Here is an 18,159-nt window from a genome sequence, read left to right as displayed (position 1 = left end):
ATAAAACGTTTTCGGAGTTTTAAAAAATGAGCTATTTTTAGAAAATTGTTTTCATGCTTTTTAGAGATGAAAGCAAAGAGACAAGATAAGAATAGCCTAAAAAATATGATAAGTAAAAAAATAATTGCAGTCGGAATTACATTAACTGTACTTTTTTCAGCCTGTAAAACAAAAGATTTAAAAATGAGTATTTCAAACGAAAATGCTGCAACAGATAAAAAAGTTGTAGTCTATCAAGTATTTACACGCCTATTTGGAAATAAAAATACAACCAACAAACCATGGGGAACTATTGAGGAGAACGGTGTTGGAAAGTTTAATGATTTTACGGATAAAGCCCTTCATGAAATAAAAGATTTAGGTGTTACTTACATTTGGTATACGGGAGTTCCGCATCATGCTTTAGTGCGTGATTATACAGCGTACGGAATTTCAAATGATGATCCAGAAGTGGTAAAAGGGCGTGCAGGTTCTCCTTATGCCGTGAAAGATTATTATAATGTAAATCCAGATTTGGCTGTAAATCCTGCAAAGCGATTAGAAGAATTTGAAGCTCTAATAAAACGTACTCATAATGCCGGTTTGAAAGTATTAATTGATATTGTTCCCAATCATATCGCAAGAAAATATGAAGGAAAATCGAATCCAGAAGGGGTAAAAGATTTTGGAGCAGATGATGATGTTACGGTTGAATATAAACGAGACAATAATTTTTACTACATTCCGCAACAGCATTTTGAAATTCCTGATGGAGATATTCCTTTAAACGGAGAAAAAAATCCAATGATTGATGGTTTTTTTGATGAAAATCCGGCAAAATGGACAGGGAACGGTTCACGTAAAATTAAACCAGATCAAAACGACTGGTACGAAACGGTAAAAGTAAATTACGGAGTACGCCCAGATGGGACTAAAGATTTTCCTGAACTTCCTGCTGGCTTTGATCAGAAATCCTATCAGGAACATTTTGCTTTTTGGCAAGACAAAGAGGTTCCCGATTCTTGGAAAAAGTTTAGAGATATTGCGTTATACTGGACAACAAAGGGTGTTGATGGATTTCGTTACGATATGGCCGAAATGGTTCCGTACGAATTCTGGAGTTATATGAACTCTTCGATTAAAATGAAAAATCCAAATGCGTTTTTGTTGGCTGAAGTTTACAATCCGAATGAATATCGAAATTATATTCGCTTAGGAAAAATGGATTATCTGTATGATAAAGTAGAAACGTACGATAAGCTGAAAGATGTTATTCGCGGAAAATCTTCACCGGATGAATTAACAAAAATCCAAAACGGAATGGCAGATATTGAACATCATATGCTTCATTTTCTAGATAATCATGACGAACAACGTTTAGCAAGTCCAGAATTTGCGGGAACTCCAGAAAGAGGAAAACCTTTAATGGTTGTTTCGGCAACAATTAGTACTTCACCAACAATGATTTATTTTGGACAAGAAGTAGGAGAGGCAGGGAACGAAGATGCAGGTTTTGGAAAACGATCAAGAACCTCGATTTTTGATTATATTGGAGTTCCAAATCATCAGCGCTGGATGAATGACGGTAAATTTGACGGAGGAAAGCTTTCTAATTCAGAGAAAGAATTACGTGATTTTTATAAACGTTTGCTCAATTTTACAATCAAAAGCAGTGCTTTGATGGGAAGTTTTGAAGAGATTCAATCTGCAAATAGACAAAATAATGAAGGTTATGATGCACTGTTGTATTCTTATGCGCGTTGGTCTGAAAATCAAAAATTGATCGTAATTGCTAATTTTTCTTCTGAGAAAGGAAATGAATTCAATTTAAAAGTTCCGTCATCACTTATTTCAAAATGGAATTTAAAAGACGGAGAATATCAATTGAAAGAGCAATTGTATCAAAACAAAACATTTGTATTGAAAGTGCAAAATGGAGAAGGAGAAGCTAAAGTTTCCATTCAGCCTTCAGAATCTTTGATTTTGGAATTAAAATAAACTAGCTCATCTTTTGAGTTGATTTTTAACACATAGAAACATAGCTTAGAAAACTTGAAAAAGGCGTTTCACTAGTTTAAATACACATAGCGTCTATGTGTGGAAACTAGTTTCTTTAATATTCTTTTTTTTTTAGTATTAAAATCTATGTTTCTATGTGTTAAATATTTTTTTGTTTTAAATTTTTTTAAGCAACGAAAGAATCTCTTTAATGGAAAATGTTGCGCCGCAGACAAATTCATCTGAAGCGCCGTAATAAACAGTTAGTGTATCGCCATCTGGATCAAGAATATGACCGTTTGTGAAAACGACATTTCCAAAGAAACCGCTTAATTCGTAATTTGTTTTAGGAAACATAATAGGAGTTTCGGTTCTCGAAATCACTTTTGTAGGATCTTCTAAATCCAATAAAAAAGCGCCTAAAGAATATTGATGAAATTCGTTGGCTCCATGATAAATTTCTAGCCAGCCCAATTTTGTTTTTATCGGCGCGGCTCCAGCGCCAACTCGTTTGCTATCCCAACTATCTTTTCTGGTTTTGATAATGCATTTATGATTTCCCCAATGAATTCCATCTGGAGAAGAAGCAATCCAAATGTAGTTTCCGCCAATATCTACACTGCTAGGACGATGTAACGCATAAAACAAGCCGTTTATTTTTTCTTCAAAAATGGCACAGTCTTTATTGTGGGGAGGGAATATCAGTCCATGTTTTTTGAAATTTTTCCAATCGTTTGTGGTTCTTAAGCCAACGCCCACACCACTAGGAGAAACAGATGTAAAAGTGAGGTAATATTTTCCTTCAATGAGAGCAACCCGACAATCTTCAATTCCGAACGTTTCTAGTATTCCTTCGCCAACCAAATGCGGATAATCTTCTGGTTCATAAAATCGTTTTCCGTCTTCGCTGCATAACAATCGAATATGTGATAATGTGGTCAAATAATCAATGCCTTGATAATTAATTACGCGTGCATCTGTTGCAATAAGTTCAGGATGATCTTTTAGAATTTCAATAATCTGAATAGTTCCTGCTTCTGTTAGTATTGGAAAAGAAATAATGTTTTCAATTTGCTTTGGTCTTTCGGCAACACGCACCGCTAGCCAGATTTTGTTTTGAAACCGAAACACGCCCGGATTCAATAGACAGGTTATTTCTAGACCTTCTCGACTTGGCGGTATGTCAGACGGCGATAGGATAGGGTTTTCTGTAAAACGATTGGCAATGTCTTTCATAATCTTCGTTAAGTACCTAAAAGGTATAAAAAAAAGCTGATACTTAATTGTATCAGCTTCGTTTCTATACTTTTTTAACCTTTTTGAGTGCTTCAACGTAATATTCGTTTACTTTTTCCCAATTTATATGATTGTAAAAAGCGTCAATATAACTGCCTTTTCGGTTTTGATAATCTAAATAGTAAGCATGTTCCCAAAGATCAATTCCCATAATTGGAGTTCCTGGAATCAAGGCGTTTTTCATTAACGGATTATCTTGATTGTCAGTTGTCGTGATTTGCAATTTACCATATCGGTCTACAACCAGCCAAACCCATCCAGAACCAAACTGCTTTTCTGACTGTGCCTTAAATTGATTGGTCAGATTATTAAAAGAACCAAATTCTTTATTAATAGAACCAGCAAGAGTGTCTTTTGGGGTCTGCTCTTTTGGTGTCAGAATATTAAAATAAAGCGTATGATTATAATATCCTCCAGCATTTTGACGGAGTTTTAAATTCGTAAGAGGCATTTTTTTTAAAATGTCTTCAAGAGGCATGTTTTCAAACTCAGTCGAGACAATCTCTTTATTAAAAGCGTTGGTATACGATAAGTAATGTTTAGAATAATGCGTTTCTAAAGTTAAGGTTCTAATATCAGGAGCAAGAGCGTCATAATTAAATGGCAGTTTCGTCATTTCAAAAGAGCCTGGATCGGCTTTAACATCATTTGGCGAACCAATAGTAATTTTTTCTTCTTTTGTTGGAAGAGGAACTTCAACTACTTCTGTCAGTTTATCTTCTTTACAAGAAAATAATAGTAAAAATGAAGTTAAAGTGCTTAAAATAACAACGTTTTTCTTCATAATGTTTTATTTTGATGTTAATGAATTGATGATTTCGATATAATTTTCTTTGGCTTCGTCTACAGACATATGACTTATCTGCATCCAGGCATTGGTTTTAAAAGCATTTCGCAAATCAAAATTCTCAGATTGATTGTAAACAGCCGTTCCAAAAGTAGCCTGTTTGTAAAACGCATAAAGTCTTAACTGCACATCTTGCGGCAGTGAAGCCTGAGTCATTGCCATTGCGGCTTCTACGGCTTTAGTGAAGCGAATATCTAAATCTTTATCAGCCATTTATGCTTTTGTAGCAATAATTGTTTTTCCTCCAATCGCTTTTTGGTTTAATTCCACATTGATTGGTGTACCTAAAGGTAAAAATAAATCGACTCTTGATCCAAATTTAATGAAACCAGCGTCAGTTCCTTGAACAACCTGCATTCCTTCTTTAGCGTAGTTTACAATTCTACGAGCCAATGCACCTGCAATTTGTCTGTATAGAATAGCACCGAAAGTTTCATTTTCGATTACTACAGTAGTTCTTTCGTTTTCTTCACTTGCTTTTGGGTGCCAAGCAACAAGGAATTTTCCAGGGTGGTATTTGCTAAATTTAATGATTCCATCCATTGCGTAACGTGTTACGTGCACATTGATTGGCGACATAAAAATAGAAACCTGTAAACGTTTATCTTTAAAATATTCTCCTTCATAAACTTCTTCAATAACCACCACTTTCCCATCTACTGGAGCAAGGATATGATCACTGTTTCTAATTGCAATTCTTTTCGGATTTCTGAAGAATTGTAAAATAATAATTAAAATTACAAGCGCTGCAAATTGCACAAGCATTCTCAGCCAAGCAATATCAATGAATTTATCAGCAATTAAAAGTACAGCTACAGTAAATACAGTACCTAATAAAATGGACGGGCCTCCCTCTTTATGAAACATAATATAAAATTTGATAAAATAAAAATATAATTGGTGCTACAAATATAACACTATCTAATCGATCTAGAATACCTCCGTGACCAGGCATTATCGAACCGCTGTCTTTTATACCTGCAATTCGTTTAAATTTGGATTCTATTAAGTCTCCAATAGTTCCAAAAATGCTGACAATTAATGCAATAATAGTCCAGATTAAGATCGATGTGTTGCTAAATTCAGGTTTAGGCTGAATATAGAGTTTAGAAATCAAAAAACCAGCAAAAGCGGCAAACACAACACCACCCAGAAAACCTTCAATTGTTTTTTTAGGAGAAACTCGCTCAAATAATTTGTGTTTTCCCATTGATTTTCCAACTAAATAGGCAAAAGTATCGTTGGTCCAGATTAAAACAAATAAACCAAGAATGATTTTCGGATTATAATCATTTGTTCCAAAAGAGATTTTTACTATAAATACAAAAGGAAGTGTGATATATCCAAGCAGGTATAGATATTTTGAAGAAGTGCTTACTTTTTGAACTGAATCGTAAAATAAGAATATTATGCATTTTATTGAAACGACAATAGTTATGGCTAGAAGAATTAAATCTAGCTGTTTAATATTGGTTTCTAAGCTAATGTTAGTGTTAAAGGTTTCGTTAAGAAACTTGCTTGATTGTTTGTTGTAATGACTTACAAGAATTATTGAAGAATAAATCAAAGTTCCAAAAAGAATAGAAAACACTTTGTTTAAGTTTACGATATTAGAAAACTCGTATATCGTGATAATTAAGAAAACGCCAAAAAGAGTAATGAAGCTTTCGGTAGAAAACAATATCGAAGTTAGTAATAAAGCGATATAAACAGCACCAGAAATGGCCCTCTTCAGTGTTTCGTTCATCTTAAAGATCTTCTAAAAGCAGTAAATAAAGGTTTTTCGCAACACTTCCGTATTGTGTAAAATCTTCGTCTTTCGCTTTTTCGAAATATTTTATTGTAGTGATATTAGTAGGATAGTCTCTTTCGTATTTTCGTTTTATAGCGCTCAATCCGTCGCTTTTCATTGGAAGGATTTGGCTTGTGGTTGCTATAATAACAATATTGGCAGGTAATTCGTTTGGTTTATTTTGTCTGATTTGTTTTGATGAAAATAAGATAGAACCTTCATCGGCTATAAGGTTTTCGCAGCTAGCCAATAAAAATTTTGGGTTAGTTGGAGCGATATAAAATAATTTATTTTCTTCCAGTAAGCCAAATAAGCCTTGCTCATAGCATAAAACTTCATTCTCGAACCAGTCGTTTTCTTCTAAAATGTTTTCAAACTGTTCAGCAACTTCTCCCATGTTTTCGCAATACAAGAACTTTCCTCCATTTTTTTTGAAGTTGAAAATAAATTGCTCGTCTAAAGATAAATGACTGTTCTGCGCAGATGAACCTGCATATTCGCTTTCGTTCTCTTCGTCAGAAGCGGCTTCACTAGAGCCAAATATTTTTTTGAAAAAATTCATTTTTTATATGAAATGCTTTACATGTTAATTGAAAACGTTCAAAGATAAAAAAATCTTAATTCAAAAGGGACTTTTGAATTAAGATTTTAAAAATTTATTACGTTTTTCGTAATTATTTATGAAACTACTTCTTCTAAATTTTTGTCAAAAGTACGTTTTCCGAATATGTTTTCTAAGTCATCTTTAAAGATTACTTCTTTTTCAATCAGAATATCAGCAAGTTGGTTTAACTTGTCTTTGTTTTCCTCTAAAATCTGAATTGCTCTTTGGTATTGACCTTCGATTAACTCTGAAATTTCTTTGTCAATAATTTTTGCAGTTTCATCAGAATACGGTTTAGAGAAATTGTATTCATTTTGTCCAGTTGAATCGTAATACGTAACGTTTCCAATTTTATCGTTCAATCCGTAAATGGTTACCATTGCACGAGCTTGACGTGTTACTTTTTCTAAGTCACTTAAAGCACCAGTAGAAATTCTGTCGAAAGTTACTTTTTCAGCAGCTCTACCACCCATAGTAGCACACATTTCGTCTAACATCTGATCTGTTCTTACGATTTGTCTTTCTTCTGGTAAATACCATGCAGCTCCTAAACTTTGTCCACGAGGAACAATTGTAACTTTAATAAGTGGCGCAGCATGCTCTAACATCCAACTTACAGTAGCGTGACCAGCTTCGTGAATTGCGATTGCTCTTTTTTCGTCTGGAGTAATGATTTTGTTTTTCTTCTCAAGACCACCAATGATTCTATCTACGGCATCAAGGAAATCTTGTCTGTCAACAGCCGCTTTGTTGTTACGAGCTGCGATAAGTGCGGCTTCGTTACAAACGTTAGCAATATCAGCACCAGAGAAACCTGGAGTTTGTTTTGCTAAGAAATCTAAATCAAGACCTTCAACTTTTTTGATAGGAGCTAGGTGTACTTTGAAGATTTCTGCTCTTTCGCGAATGTCTGGTAAGTCAACAAAAATTTGTCTGTCAAAACGTCCTGCACGCATTAAAGCTTTGTCTAAAACGTCAGCTCTGTTTGTTGCTGCTAAAACAATTACGTTAGAGTTTGTACCAAAACCATCCATTTCTGTTAGTAATTGGTTCAAAGTGTTTTCTCTCTCGTCGTTTCCGCCAGACATATTACTTTTTCCTCTTGCTCTACCAACAGCATCAATCTCATCAATAAAGATAATAGCAGGAGATTTTTCTTTAGCTTGTTTGAATAAGTCACGTACACGTGAAGCACCAACTCCAACAAACATCTCAACGAAGTCAGAACCTGATAAAGAGAAGAACGGTACTTGCGCTTCACCAGCAACAGCTTTTGCCAATAAAGTTTTACCAGTTCCCGGAGGTCCTACAAGTAAAGCTCCTTTTGGAATTTTACCTCCAAGGTTGGTGTATTTTTCTGGGTTTTTAAGGAATTCAACAATTTCCTGAATTTCTTCCTTAGCACCTTCTAAACCAGCCACATCTTTAAATGTAGTTTTGATATCTGTTTTTTCGTCGAAAAGTTTCGCTTTAGATTTTCCGATATTAAAAATCTGACCTCCACCTCCAGCGCCTCCGCCAGACATTTTACGCATAATAAAGATCCATACACCAACAATGATGATGATAGGAAGTAAGCTGATTAAAATATCGCTCCAGTTATTTTTTTGAAGGAAGTTGAAATCTTTCAATTTCCCCTCATTAACTGCTTTTTCTAATTTAGTCTGAAAGATTTGATCATTACCAATTTCCAGCGTATAGTGCGGGCCTTTGTTTGGTTGTTTGAAAATATCTTCAGCTACTTTTTTGTTTGCCGGGTCTTTAAGAGCCGCAGCATTTAAATACACCTCAGCTTCTGCTTTATTGTAAACAATTACTTTTTCAATCTGGCCTTTTTCCAAAAGCGTATTGAACTTAGAAGATGTTAATTGAGCAGGTTCGCTTAGGCTTGATCCTCCTGTAGCAAAACTTATGAATAAAAAAACTAAAAGTATTGCGGTATATATTAACCAAGGACTTATTTTAAATTTATTCGGATTTGGATTATTATCTTTAGCCATTTAATGAAAGTTTCTTTAGTATTTGTTCTCGATTGAAGTTATTTTGGCATCGCCCCAAAGGCTTTCGATGTTGTAATATTCGCGAATGTGCTTCTGGAAAACATGTACTACAATGTGTACATAATCCATAAGAACCCATTCTGCATTATCTGTTCCTTCTACGTGCCAAGGTTTATCTTTTAAGTCTTTTGATACAATTTTTTGAATTGAGTTTACGATGGCGTTAACTTGGGTGTTTGAGCTACCGTTGCAAATAACAAAATAGTCGCATACAGCTGTATCTATTTCTCTTAAGTCAAGAATATCGATATCATTTCCTTTTACTTCCTCAATCCCTTTGATTATGTTCGCCAGTAGAACATCATTATTAATAGTCTTTTTCGCCATGAATTATTTTATATGAATTTGTAAAGTTACCAAATTTTGTGATTATTTTTGAACCTTAACAAAATATTAAATTAAGATATTTAAATTATTTAATGAAACTAATCAAACTCGATGCCATAGATTCTACAAATGACTTCTTAAAAGCTTTGTCAAGTCAGGATGAACTAGAGAATTTTACAACGGTAACAGCTGAAAATCAGACAAAAGGGAAGGGGCAAGTTGGGGGCTTATGGAAGACTGAAGCAGGTAAGAACTTAACTATGAGTATCTTGGTGAAAGATTTTCTGTTTAATAACGACGAAGTTTTTAATTTAAGCGTCTTGGTTTCTTTATCGGTTGCAGAGGTTTTAAAATCGTTAAATATTCCTAATATATGCATTAAATGGCCAAACGACATTCTGTCATACAATAAGAAGTTAGTTGGCATATTAATCGAAAACACCTTAAAAAGCGATGGCAGAATCGTGTCAGTTGTCGGAATCGGAATCAATGTCAATCAAACCGATTTTGACGAATTGCCAAATGCTTCTTCGTTGGCAGTAATCTCAGGAAAAACTTTTGACAAGGAAGAGTTGGCAATCTTAATCGTTGAAAAACTAAAAGAGAAAATTCAATCTTGGAACATCTCATCGCAGATTTTCTGGGATGACTATTTTAATTTTTTATTTAAAAAAGGAATTCCAACTGCATTTAGAGACAATAACAATCAAGATTTTATGGGGATCATTCAAGGCGTTTCTCCAATAGGAAAACTACAAGTTTTATTAGAAGATGATTCTGTTGTAGAGTTTGAGATTAAAGAGGTGAAAATGCTTTATTGAGAGTTGCAAAGTGACTAAGGGACAAAGTGACAAAGGTTTTTCGTAGAGACGCACTGCAACGTCTAACTAAGTTGCTAAGGTTCTGAGATGCTAAGATTCTAAGTTTTTTTTTGCCACGAAGTTTTTTGTAGAGAAGCACTGCAGTGCGTCTAACGTATTGGTGAAATCTCGCAAAGACGCGAAGTCGCAGAGTTTTTTTACAGATTTATTCAGAAAACAAAGTGTGAAAATGACAAACTGTATGAAGCTTTGCTAAAAGAGAGACTCTGTGACTTAGCTACTTTGCGAGAAATAAATCAGCAAAATCTGCGAGAAAAAAACTTTGTGTCTTAGTGCCTTCGTGGCATTCAAAGAAAAAGCCCGATCGTTAAATCAGGCTTTCATTTATAATTCACAATTAATAATTTACCATTATTAAAGCTTGTGCATATTGTTTGCTAAAGTTTCAATAAACTTACTGATTGGACCTTTAACCATCATCGCCATCATAGCGTTGAATTCTCCTTCAAAGAACAATTGAACAGCACTTTCTGAATCAGAAATAGTATCAATGTTTGAAGTTAGTGTAAACGGAAGTTTATCACTTGCAGCACCCAAAACAATTTTGTTTGGAGCTACTTTATCTTTCATTTTCAATTTGATTTCAGGCATCCCTTTCAATCCAAAAATAAAAGCGTCTTCGCCAGTCACTTCAAATTTAGCGATATTGTCTGGCATTAATTTTTCGAAATTCTTTACGTCAGTCAGTTGATCGAATAAATCTTGAGCTGATTTCTGAACTGTAACTTTTGGACTTTCTAAGTTCATATAGTGTTTTTTGTTTTTGTTTTTTTACTGCAAATGTTTTTTTACCGCAAAGGGCGCAAGATCTTTTTATATACTTTGGCTTTATTTAAGTTCGCAAAGCTGAGATTTTAAATAAAATCCCAATTTTTTAAATTCCAAATTCCAAAAGGAGCAAAGCGACTTTAAAATCTAAAATCTAAAATCTTACTCTTGTCCCCAAGTAGATGGGCTAACGCTCCATTCTTGAAGAGTAGATTGTTGATCTTCTGTGATATATTGTTTTTGAACTGCTAAATCTAATAGGTTTTCGTAGTTGCTTAAAGTAAATAAATCAACATTAGCTTCTTTAAAGTTTTCTTCGGCAACGCCAAAACCGTAAGTAAAGACAGCGGCCATACCTTTAATGTTAGCACCTTCGCTTCTTAAAGCTTCAACAGCCAACAAACTACTTTTTCCGGTACTAATTAAATCTTCTACAACCACAACATTTTGTCCTTTTTGTAAAAAACCTTCCACTTGGTTTTGTCTACCGTGTTTTTTTGGCTCCGGACGCACATATACGAACGGAAGTCCTAAACTTTCGGCAACCAAAATTCCCACTCCAATGGCTCCAGTAGCAACACCAGCGATCACATCGGGTTTTCCAAATTGTTTTTCAATGTTCTTAGCAAACTCATCACGAACATAGTTTCTGATGCTCGGAAATGAAAGAATTAACCTATTATCGCAATAAATAGGAGATTTCCAACCAGAAGCCCATGTAAAAGGATTTTCGGGATTCAATTTAATTGCATTTATTTGCAAAAGCAATTCGGCTGTTTTTTCGGCAGTATCTTTATTAAAAATCATAGTACAAATGTATAAAGTTTTTGTAAACGACAAACCACTTTTTTTGACAAATGAAATCTCGCGCGAAACAGATTTCCAATTGTTCTTGTTGGAGAGTATTGATATCGAACAGCTTATTATAAAAATTTTTCAAAATAAAATTCAAAAAGCCATTCTTTATCATCCCGACGAAAGTGAGATCATGAAAACCCTTAAAGCCAAGATTCCGGTAAATAAAGCGGGCGGAGGCTTTGTCTACAATAAGAAAGGCGAAGTCTTGTTTATCTTTAGAAACGGAAAATGGGATTTGCCAAAAGGCGGAATCGAGAAAGGGGAAGACATTGAAGCGACGGCTATGCGTGAGGTAGAGGAGGAGACAGGAGTAAACCAGCTTCGTATTACGAATAAACTTCAAAAAACCTATCATATCTTTAAACGCAACGGAAAATACAAACTCAAAATCACGCATTGGTTCGAAATGCAGTCTGATTTTGAAGGAACTCCACACGGACAAATAGAAGAAGGAATCGAAAAAGTTGCCTGGTTAAATCCAGAACAAATTAAAGAAGCACTTAAAAACTCATACGAAAACATTAAATTGTTGTTTGAAGAGGAAGAAGTTTCAACAGAAAAAATTGCACCGCCTGTTCCTTATCGTTCAAGTCCAAATTCCAAATAAATAGATATTTAGAATTTTTTTGAATTTGATTTTAAAAAATTGATAATTAGCCATTCGGGCGTGCCACCAATAAAACAAAGACCCAATAAACTTTGCGTTCATTGGGTCTTTGTTTTATTGCTGTCGGGCTTTCGCTTCCGCCGCGGCGGATTGGCTCTATCCCTCACGCGGGCAATCAGCCTTAAAGATTATTTAGTTATTCGAAGTTTAAGAATTACCATTTAAGCTTGTCAAAAGATTGTTTTCGTTAAAAACGGCATTAATGATATTTCCGTCTTTTTCTGCTTTAACTTCATTTCCGTTTGATGTCAGTTCATAACCTTTTTGAGAAAGATAATTGGTAAAAGCATTTCTGTGATTCTGAATTTCAAATGTCGAAATCAACTCTGGGAAAACAGTCAGAATTCTAGACAATTCCTCACTTTCAGAGTTGTCAATTGCATCATCTTTTATCGTAACCACCATTGTTCCTTGACCGTAATTTCCAAGATAATAGCCGCTCAAATTAAACATTTCAGTGGCAATCATTCCTATTAAATGCAAATCGTTTTGTACAGCATCAAATTTTCCAACACTTAATAATTCTATATTATTTTCTTCACCATATTGCTTTAATAAAAGCGCCTGTTGCATAACAGATTCTGCATAACCGCCCGCTTTATTTTCCCAAAGCCATAGCCAAGTTTCTGACGAATGAGAAAACGAGCCCAAAACCTGCATTGGAAAAGTAAGATGGTCTCCAAAAGTAATTTCTTCCTTGTTCATGTCAACATTCCAAGAAAGTCCACCCGTTACATTATATAGATTTCTTTGTTTTTCTAAAGCTAAAGCTCCATATTTTTCTAAAAAATCATTTTCAGAGGTAAAATGTTTAGCAACATTTAACTGATTTGTATTTGATTCTGTATTTTCTTCTTTCTTTTTAAAAAGATTATTGAATAGTCCCATTTTTTTGTGGCTTGTATAATTATAAAATTGAAATTCTTGATTTTCTAGTTAAGTTTTATTCACTATCCTCATTTTTAATGCCTTTTAGGAGAGCATAAATGGCCATTGCATGTCCTTGCCCTAATTCAAAATCAGTTTTGAGCCAGTTGACAATATCTCCAGCTTTTACTTCGGGGTTTAATTCTCCGTTTGAAGTAAATCCTTTTTGTTCAGCGAGAGTTCTAAATTCAGCTGGACCATTTCCTGTTTTTTCTTTAATCGTTTTTAGATATCCTTGAAATGACATAAAATAGAATTTAAATAGTTAAGCAAGACGAATGTACAAATTAAAGTAAGATTAGTATTCGCTTTTCAAAATTTCTTTAGCTCAACTTTGTCAAGCAAATGGTGTTTGGAACTTTTTTATCACTTATAAGTATATAGATATTCAGTTCTAAACGTTAAGGGGCTATATTTTGTGCTGTAGCGCACATTTGTAATAGTTTTTTTCTCTAAAAGATTTTTGTCATTTATCACATAATCATATTTAATATGATTATTATGTAACCCAGGATTACTGGGTACAGAAATAGTTCTGTATTCTGATATCAGGTTTTTAGAAAAGCTAAATAATGCGTCCCCTTCGCCAGTTGTAATCCCAACTGTATACCCAATTAAGTATTTATTAAGTTTCCATTTTTCACCATATAAAAATTTACTGTAATCATATTCGTTTTTTAACGAGCTGTAAGAGTACGTTGTTGTATTTGACGACATGTCGGGATGAAATGATGTAATACTTACTATATTGCCATTATCATAGCTGTATTCTTTCGAATAGGAACTTGGTGCATTGATTCTTTTAGGTTCTTGGTTTGAGTTTAGCAAAAACGCTGTAGAGTTCATAAAAGTATTTTTGTAATAAATAGAAGAAACAATTTTATCAGTCAGGTACGTAAAAGTAAACTTATCTTCGAGATTATTTGTTTCGCTATTGGGTAGGTCTCTTTGGCTGTTAATTTCAACAATTCGTTCTTCGCTATCATAAGAAAAAGTAGTTACTGTGTAGAGATTTTCGGGGTATTCATATCGTACTGCTTTACAAAGTAGTCCTTTGCTATTGTAACTGTAATTCTCATAATTTTGTTCAGTTCCGTTGTCAGAATACGTAACCTTTGTTAGTTTATCATTAGAAAAATGCATGATCTTAGAATAAAGAAAAACATCATCTCGATACTCATCTGCCTTAATAGTTGACAGACTATTACTGGTTTCGTTGCCAATTACCTCATCGTTTACACAGGAAACAGCTGTAAACCCTAGTAAAAACAAAATAAATTTTTTCATTTTTTTATCTTTTAAGTTATATACTTAAGTAAAAAAAATATGAAAAGGTTGCGCTTAAACCTTAATATAGGACTAAAACTGTATCAAAAATTTATTTAATATGTTTTTGATATTTTTCTTGCTAAAAGAAATATAATTCTTTTATATTCGCGACCTTAATTGTAAGATATTATTTAAGTTAAAAGAATTTATTAACCAACCAATGTAAATGAATATGTATAAGTTTATTAAGTATTCCGTTTTTACCTTTACTGCACTTTTTCTTTTGTCGTGCAATAATGATGAGTTAGAAAAAAAACAGGAAAATGCAAAAGTTGCCAGGACTACTTTAGAATTAGCGAAATTTTCAAATCTTAACATCGCCCAAAATGTTGAAGCGGATTTTGAAAATGTAAAGGAAATTGAAAAAGACAATTTTAAAATTTCAGAGTTTTCAGCCAAAGAAAAAGTTGTAAACACTTTTGAATCTAATGTTCTGCAAAGCCAATTAAAATATCAAGGTGTTACAATTGAAAACGAAGGCAAATCGCAATCGTATTTTTTAGAAGTTTATACGCTTGCAAAAAGTGCTGCTTACCCTGAGACTATTACAAATCTAAAGGACTTTACTGGAGGATTGAATGTATATTCTTTTAATGGGGAAAATTTAGGTTCAGTTGTCGTTAGAAATGGTAAAGCGGCAAATGTTTCAGGAAAAAATGAGTTGGATGTTTTAACAAAAGTAATAAATTTGTTTTATGCTCCATCCGATATTACAAGCAAAATACCTCTATGCGACGCGACATATACACAAACTGTATGGCTAACTCAAGATGTTTGGCGAATAATTAGCAATGGTCCAAAGATTTTAGACATTATCTATGAAGGCGAAAGGGTGACAAAAACTATTAATATCCTGCCTTATCCTTGTGATGGTCCAGTAGATATAGAAGCTATAAAGTTGCAGCGAATTGCACATTATGCAAATTATGACAAAAATGGGCAATATCTTGGAGAGAGTTCTACTTTTAACTTTTCAACACAAATTACTAATAATCTTACTGGTAAGGCAAAATGTATAAATGATTTACTAAATCAGAAAGGAAATTCTTTCGTCGAAAAATTATTAAGTAACTTTGAAGGAACTGCGAAATTTAATATAGTAATTGGTTCAGCTGATAAAGTTTTTAATAAATCCAACGAAGAACTAAATGGCAGTACGACTTATAGTGATGGTAGTAATGATTTACAAATATTAATAAGTACTAGTAGAGTTGAAGGAATAAGTTCTTTGGAAACGGCTAGATTAATTTTACACGAATATATACACGCTGATATGTTGCGTAAGTTGTTTTCAACAGATATTGATGATATAGAGGCAGCTAATTTTAAAGAAGTTTATTCAAGATATGCGGGTGAGCAATACCATTCGGCTATGGCTAACCAATATATGAGTGGTATGAAGGGGGCACTAAAAGATTTTCACAAGTATGTTTTGCGAGAGGATTTTGATAAATTTGTAAATTATTATGGTAAAGAACCTAGTGACGAACTGTATGAAGCAATGGCTTGGAATGGCTTGAAAGAAGTGGATGTCGTGGCTTGGAACAATTTGACTCCTGAAAAAAAAGCATCTATAGATGCAATGTATAATAATGTGGCTAAGAAGCTAACACAAGTTCGCCTTTGTGATAATAAATAGTATCAAACTTAATTTGATTTTAATGATGATGTCGAAATTTAAAAGCTTTGTTTTTATAGGGTGTACACTAATAATGCATTTGTTTTTTTTTAATAATGTACAAGCGCAGCAAAAAGTAAAAAAAGACACGTTGTATTTTAAAATAGATAATTCTTATCTGTTTGAAAACAAGAATATTCCAAAAACTTTTTTTATTGAAGATGGAAATGGACACACCGAATTTTGTTTTCAAGAAGCTGAAATTTTATTTGATTTAAAACCTATACAAGTCTTGGATTTAAAATACTTTATAAGGAATTCAAAATTCTTTATAAATCAAGGAAAAATAGCATTAGATATAAAAGGACTGGTCGATTTTATGAAAAACTATAAAATTATTTTAATAAGAGAAAGTGATAAAAAGACCGAATATATTAAAGTAAATGTTTCAATTATGATTTTTGGATAAATATTTAGGATAAAGCTTGAAGTTTGGAAAACAAATTATGAAAATATTCATTTTATTAGTGACTTTTGTTCTTGGAATAAATTCTCAAGCTCAGGAAAAAGTAAAAGACACACTTTTCTTTTCTTATGATAGTCAATACATTAATACGCATATCGAAATTCCAAATCATTTTTACATAAAAGATGGTAGTGGTGCCCGTATTGGTGGCTTTTACTTCACTGGAGTTCAAAAGATAGAGAATTACAAGACTGAAAAAAGAGAAATTGGTCTTAAAGAATTTATTAGGTCATCTAAATTCTATGACGAAAATAGAAGGTTAAAATTAAGAGATTATGACCTTTGGGAGTACCTTAAAAATTATGTTATTTTTTTAGTCAAAACTGAAGATGGCAAAAAAAGTTACTTACAAGTAGAAGCAAGTTTTGAAATTGAATAAAATTTTTCAGTTTATATCAATTTAAGTTCTATCAATTAAGCATTAAAAAGAAGACTCAGCATCTTAGAATCTGAGAAACTTAAAACTTATTTAATTTCATGTCTCAAAAATCGTACTTTTGTTTAATAAGCAATACATTACAATTATGAGCACATTTACAAAACCAAGCCATATAGGAAGAAAAATAAGCCGAATTCGTGAACTTCGTGACATGAAGCAAGAAGCTTTGGCTCAGGCTTTAGGAACAAACCAACAAGCGATTTCTGCTTTAGAAAATAGCGAAACTATTGATGATGAAAAGCTAAAACAGATTGCAAAAGCTTTGGGTGTAAATGTTGAAGCGCTGAAAAATTTTTCAGAAGAAGCTGCAATTAATTATTTTAATAATTTCACGGATAGTAGTGCAGGAACATTTAACAATCATTGTAATTTCAATCCATTAGATAAATTGATTGAAGCTTATGAAGAAAATAAAAAGCTTTATGAACGTTTGGTTCAAGCTGAAAAAGATAAAGTGGAGTACTTAGAAAAAATATTGAAGGATAAATAAGTTTTTTGTTCTTTATGGAGTTTAAAAAAGCCTAATAAAATTGTTTTTTATTAGGCTTTTTTTGATTGCTTTAGAATTTTTTTTTTTTGCTGTCACGAGTGTCAAAATAAGATATTAAGCTTATTTGTTTAATAGTGTAATTATAATAAAAGGAGGTAATATAATTAACAAATGATATAATAGAGAAGTTCTTATGTAATATTCTAATTTGATTTTTAATACATCTACAAATGATAACTCATGATATTTTGCTGTTTTAGCTTTAAAAAGATTAATATCAATTTGTTGATGATTTTCGTGTCTCTCCAAAATTCTTTGATAAGCATCGGAAATCTCTTTGCAGAATTTTTCTTTTTGTTCAAGGCTCTGATTCTCTGTTAACGTCTTATATATTCTTAAATCGTTATAAATTTTTGAAAGTTCTAAGCCACAATTATGGAATTCCTTTGATTTCATTGTAAAATCTTTTGCATTTTCTATTTGTCCAAATATTAAAATTAATATAGATAAGCATGTGATAGAATAAGCTATTAGATTTTCGTCGAGACTATTAAATTTTAAATTATATACAGAAAGCAATCCAACCGCTGTTAAATAAACAGATAAAACGCTTAAAGATAAATTAGAAAGTTGAGAAGCTTTTGTTAATCGTGTACTGGCATTAAATCCACTCCCTTTTGTAGACCATATTTTATAATTTAATTCTTCTAAAAAAGTCTTGTTTAGGTAATCTTTATAAGTTTTCTCCATTTT

At 32.8% G+C, this 18,159-nt stretch carries 21 protein-coding genes; 7 read left to right on the top strand and 14 right to left on the bottom strand.

All coding sequences use genetic code 11. From position 1 onward, the window contains the following. Positions 1–105 precede the first annotated feature (105 nt). The gene (locus tag AC3Y25_RS05600) at positions 106–1,977 is read left to right on the top strand and encodes an alpha-amylase family protein (RefSeq protein WP_489902035.1); all 1,872 of its coding nucleotides are present in this window, start codon (positions 106–108) and stop codon (positions 1,975–1,977) included. Positions 1,978–2,154: 177 nt separating this feature from the next. Here AC3Y25_RS05600 and AC3Y25_RS05595 read toward each other — a convergent pair whose 3' ends face one another. The 8 genes from AC3Y25_RS05595 to rsfS all read right to left on the bottom strand — a co-directional run bounded on the left by AC3Y25_RS05595 (position 2,155) and on the right by rsfS (position 8,903). Continuing rightward, the gene (locus AC3Y25_RS05595; protein WP_489902034.1) at positions 2,155–3,213 is read right to left on the bottom strand and encodes a glycoside hydrolase family 130 protein; all 1,059 of its coding nucleotides are present in this window, start codon (positions 3,211–3,213) and stop codon (positions 2,155–2,157) included. A 64-nt stretch (positions 3,214–3,277) separates the two neighbouring features. Next, the gene (locus AC3Y25_RS05590) at positions 3,278–4,057 is read right to left on the bottom strand and encodes a superoxide dismutase (RefSeq protein WP_427873050.1); all 780 of its coding nucleotides are present in this window, start codon (positions 4,055–4,057) and stop codon (positions 3,278–3,280) included. 6 nt (positions 4,058–4,063) lie between these two features. After that, positions 4,064–4,333 carry an acyl-CoA-binding protein gene (locus tag AC3Y25_RS05585; RefSeq protein WP_248726295.1) on the bottom strand — a complete coding sequence of 90 codons (270 nt, stop codon included), beginning with the start codon at positions 4,331–4,333 and terminating at the stop codon, positions 4,064–4,066. After that, on the bottom strand, positions 4,334–4,987 hold the full coding sequence (locus tag AC3Y25_RS05580) for a phosphatidylserine decarboxylase family protein (protein ID WP_320492463.1): 654 nt from the start codon (positions 4,985–4,987) through the stop codon (positions 4,334–4,336). Continuing rightward, positions 4,977–5,867, bottom strand: coding sequence for a phosphatidate cytidylyltransferase (locus AC3Y25_RS05575; protein WP_489902033.1), 891 nt, complete (start codon positions 5,865–5,867; stop codon positions 4,977–4,979). Before AC3Y25_RS05575 ends, AC3Y25_RS05580 begins: the two co-directional genes overlap by 11 nt. A 1-nt stretch (position 5,868) precedes the next feature. Further along, complete coding sequence (locus AC3Y25_RS05570; protein WP_095930846.1) at positions 5,869–6,474, bottom strand: lactate utilization protein B/C; 606 nt, start codon at positions 6,472–6,474, stop codon at positions 5,869–5,871. 116 nt (positions 6,475–6,590) lie between these two features. Continuing rightward, on the bottom strand, positions 6,591–8,516 hold the full coding sequence (gene ftsH, locus AC3Y25_RS05565) for an ATP-dependent zinc metalloprotease FtsH (RefSeq protein ID WP_250835603.1): 1,926 nt from the start codon (positions 8,514–8,516) through the stop codon (positions 6,591–6,593). Between the two features lie 15 nt (positions 8,517–8,531). Next, complete coding sequence (gene rsfS, locus AC3Y25_RS05560; RefSeq protein WP_095930844.1) at positions 8,532–8,903, bottom strand: ribosome silencing factor; 372 nt, start codon at positions 8,901–8,903, stop codon at positions 8,532–8,534. Positions 8,904–8,995: 92 nt separating this feature from the next. Between rsfS and AC3Y25_RS05555 the strand changes: the two genes are divergently transcribed. Then, a complete protein-coding gene (locus AC3Y25_RS05555; RefSeq protein WP_489902032.1) occupies positions 8,996–9,724 on the top strand; it encodes a biotin--[acetyl-CoA-carboxylase] ligase in 729 nt (242 codons plus the stop codon). A gap of 414 nt (positions 9,725–10,138) precedes the next feature. Here AC3Y25_RS05555 and AC3Y25_RS05550 read toward each other — a convergent pair whose 3' ends face one another. Further along, on the bottom strand, positions 10,139–10,531 hold the full coding sequence (locus tag AC3Y25_RS05550; RefSeq protein WP_095930842.1) for an orotate phosphoribosyltransferase: 393 nt from the start codon (positions 10,529–10,531) through the stop codon (positions 10,139–10,141). A gap of 183 nt (positions 10,532–10,714) precedes the next feature. Further along, positions 10,715–11,359, bottom strand: a complete 645-nt coding sequence (gene pyrE / locus AC3Y25_RS05545; protein WP_489902031.1) for an orotate phosphoribosyltransferase — start codon at positions 11,357–11,359, stop codon at positions 10,715–10,717. Between the two features lie 7 nt (positions 11,360–11,366). Between pyrE and AC3Y25_RS05540 the strand changes: the two genes are divergently transcribed. Beyond that, the gene (locus AC3Y25_RS05540; protein ID WP_379801378.1) at positions 11,367–12,017 is read left to right on the top strand and encodes an NUDIX hydrolase; all 651 of its coding nucleotides are present in this window, start codon (positions 11,367–11,369) and stop codon (positions 12,015–12,017) included. A 207-nt stretch (positions 12,018–12,224) separates the two neighbouring features. Here AC3Y25_RS05540 and AC3Y25_RS05535 read toward each other — a convergent pair whose 3' ends face one another. The 3 genes from AC3Y25_RS05535 to AC3Y25_RS05525 form a co-directional block, all read right to left on the bottom strand. Continuing rightward, entirely contained in the window at positions 12,225–12,965 is a 741-nt protein-coding gene (locus AC3Y25_RS05535) for a DUF6882 domain-containing protein (protein WP_489902030.1), read from the bottom strand. Positions 12,966–13,020: 55 nt separating this feature from the next. After that, positions 13,021–13,251: a DUF4287 domain-containing protein gene (locus AC3Y25_RS05530; protein WP_489902029.1), complete on the bottom strand. Its 231-nt coding sequence runs from the start codon at positions 13,249–13,251 to the stop codon at positions 13,021–13,023. Between the two features lie 119 nt (positions 13,252–13,370). Further along, a complete protein-coding gene (locus AC3Y25_RS05525) occupies positions 13,371–14,291 on the bottom strand; it encodes a hypothetical protein (protein WP_489902028.1) in 921 nt (306 codons plus the stop codon). A 214-nt stretch (positions 14,292–14,505) separates the two neighbouring features. Here AC3Y25_RS05525 and AC3Y25_RS05520 point away from each other — a divergent pair, with 214 nt between their 5' ends. The 4 genes from AC3Y25_RS05520 to AC3Y25_RS05505 all read left to right on the top strand — a co-directional run bounded on the left by AC3Y25_RS05520 (position 14,506) and on the right by AC3Y25_RS05505 (position 17,406). Beyond that, positions 14,506–15,972, top strand: coding sequence for a hypothetical protein (locus tag AC3Y25_RS05520; RefSeq protein ID WP_489902027.1), 1,467 nt, complete (start codon positions 14,506–14,508; stop codon positions 15,970–15,972). Between the two features lie 130 nt (positions 15,973–16,102). Then, positions 16,103–16,420, top strand: a complete 318-nt coding sequence (locus AC3Y25_RS05515; RefSeq protein WP_489902026.1) for a hypothetical protein — start codon at positions 16,103–16,105, stop codon at positions 16,418–16,420. 37 nt (positions 16,421–16,457) lie between these two features. Then, a complete protein-coding gene (locus tag AC3Y25_RS05510; protein WP_489902025.1) occupies positions 16,458–16,856 on the top strand; it encodes a hypothetical protein in 399 nt (132 codons plus the stop codon). A 145-nt stretch (positions 16,857–17,001) separates the two neighbouring features. Then, complete coding sequence (locus tag AC3Y25_RS05505; protein ID WP_489902024.1) at positions 17,002–17,406, top strand: helix-turn-helix domain-containing protein; 405 nt, start codon at positions 17,002–17,004, stop codon at positions 17,404–17,406. A 120-nt stretch (positions 17,407–17,526) separates the two neighbouring features. Here the strand turns inward: AC3Y25_RS05505 and AC3Y25_RS05500 are convergent, their stop codons facing one another. Beyond that, a complete protein-coding gene (locus AC3Y25_RS05500) occupies positions 17,527–18,156 on the bottom strand; it encodes an SLATT domain-containing protein (RefSeq protein WP_489902023.1) in 630 nt (209 codons plus the stop codon). Positions 18,157–18,159 lie beyond the last annotated feature (3 nt).

Source organism: Flavobacterium sp. LK-23 (assembly GCF_058135255.1).
This window is presented reverse-complemented; position numbering and strand designations above follow the sequence as displayed.

Coding starts and splice junctions, on each gene's coding strand:
- AC3Y25_RS05600 (WP_489902035.1), top strand. CDS start 106: ATGATAAGTAAAAAAATAATTGCAGTCGGAATTACATTAACTGTACTT.
- AC3Y25_RS05595 (WP_489902034.1), bottom strand. CDS start 3,213: ATGAAAGACATTGCCAATCGTTTTACAGAAAACCCTATCCTATCGCCG.
- AC3Y25_RS05590 (WP_427873050.1), bottom strand. CDS start 4,057: ATGAAGAAAAACGTTGTTATTTTAAGCACTTTAACTTCATTTTTACTA.
- AC3Y25_RS05585 (WP_248726295.1), bottom strand. CDS start 4,333: ATGGCTGATAAAGATTTAGATATTCGCTTCACTAAAGCCGTAGAAGCC.
- AC3Y25_RS05580 (WP_320492463.1), bottom strand. CDS start 4,987: ATGTTTCATAAAGAGGGAGGCCCGTCCATTTTATTAGGTACTGTATTT.
- AC3Y25_RS05575 (WP_489902033.1), bottom strand. CDS start 5,867: ATGAACGAAACACTGAAGAGGGCCATTTCTGGTGCTGTTTATATCGCT.
- AC3Y25_RS05570 (WP_095930846.1), bottom strand. CDS start 6,474: ATGAATTTTTTCAAAAAAATATTTGGCTCTAGTGAAGCCGCTTCTGAC.
- ftsH (WP_250835603.1), bottom strand. CDS start 8,516: ATGGCTAAAGATAATAATCCAAATCCGAATAAATTTAAAATAAGTCCT.
- rsfS (WP_095930844.1), bottom strand. CDS start 8,903: ATGGCGAAAAAGACTATTAATAATGATGTTCTACTGGCGAACATAATC.
- AC3Y25_RS05555 (WP_489902032.1), top strand. CDS start 8,996: ATGAAACTAATCAAACTCGATGCCATAGATTCTACAAATGACTTCTTA.
- AC3Y25_RS05550 (WP_095930842.1), bottom strand. CDS start 10,531: ATGAACTTAGAAAGTCCAAAAGTTACAGTTCAGAAATCAGCTCAAGAT.
- pyrE (WP_489902031.1), bottom strand. CDS start 11,359: ATGATTTTTAATAAAGATACTGCCGAAAAAACAGCCGAATTGCTTTTG.
- AC3Y25_RS05540 (WP_379801378.1), top strand. CDS start 11,367: ATGTATAAAGTTTTTGTAAACGACAAACCACTTTTTTTGACAAATGAA.
- AC3Y25_RS05535 (WP_489902030.1), bottom strand. CDS start 12,965: ATGGGACTATTCAATAATCTTTTTAAAAAGAAAGAAGAAAATACAGAA.
- AC3Y25_RS05530 (WP_489902029.1), bottom strand. CDS start 13,251: ATGTCATTTCAAGGATATCTAAAAACGATTAAAGAAAAAACAGGAAAT.
- AC3Y25_RS05525 (WP_489902028.1), bottom strand. CDS start 14,291: ATGAAAAAATTTATTTTGTTTTTACTAGGGTTTACAGCTGTTTCCTGT.
- AC3Y25_RS05520 (WP_489902027.1), top strand. CDS start 14,506: ATGTATAAGTTTATTAAGTATTCCGTTTTTACCTTTACTGCACTTTTT.
- AC3Y25_RS05510 (WP_489902025.1), top strand. CDS start 16,458: ATGAAAATATTCATTTTATTAGTGACTTTTGTTCTTGGAATAAATTCT.
- AC3Y25_RS05505 (WP_489902024.1), top strand. CDS start 17,002: ATGAGCACATTTACAAAACCAAGCCATATAGGAAGAAAAATAAGCCGA.
- AC3Y25_RS05500 (WP_489902023.1), bottom strand. CDS start 18,156: ATGGAGAAAACTTATAAAGATTACCTAAACAAGACTTTTTTAGAAGAA.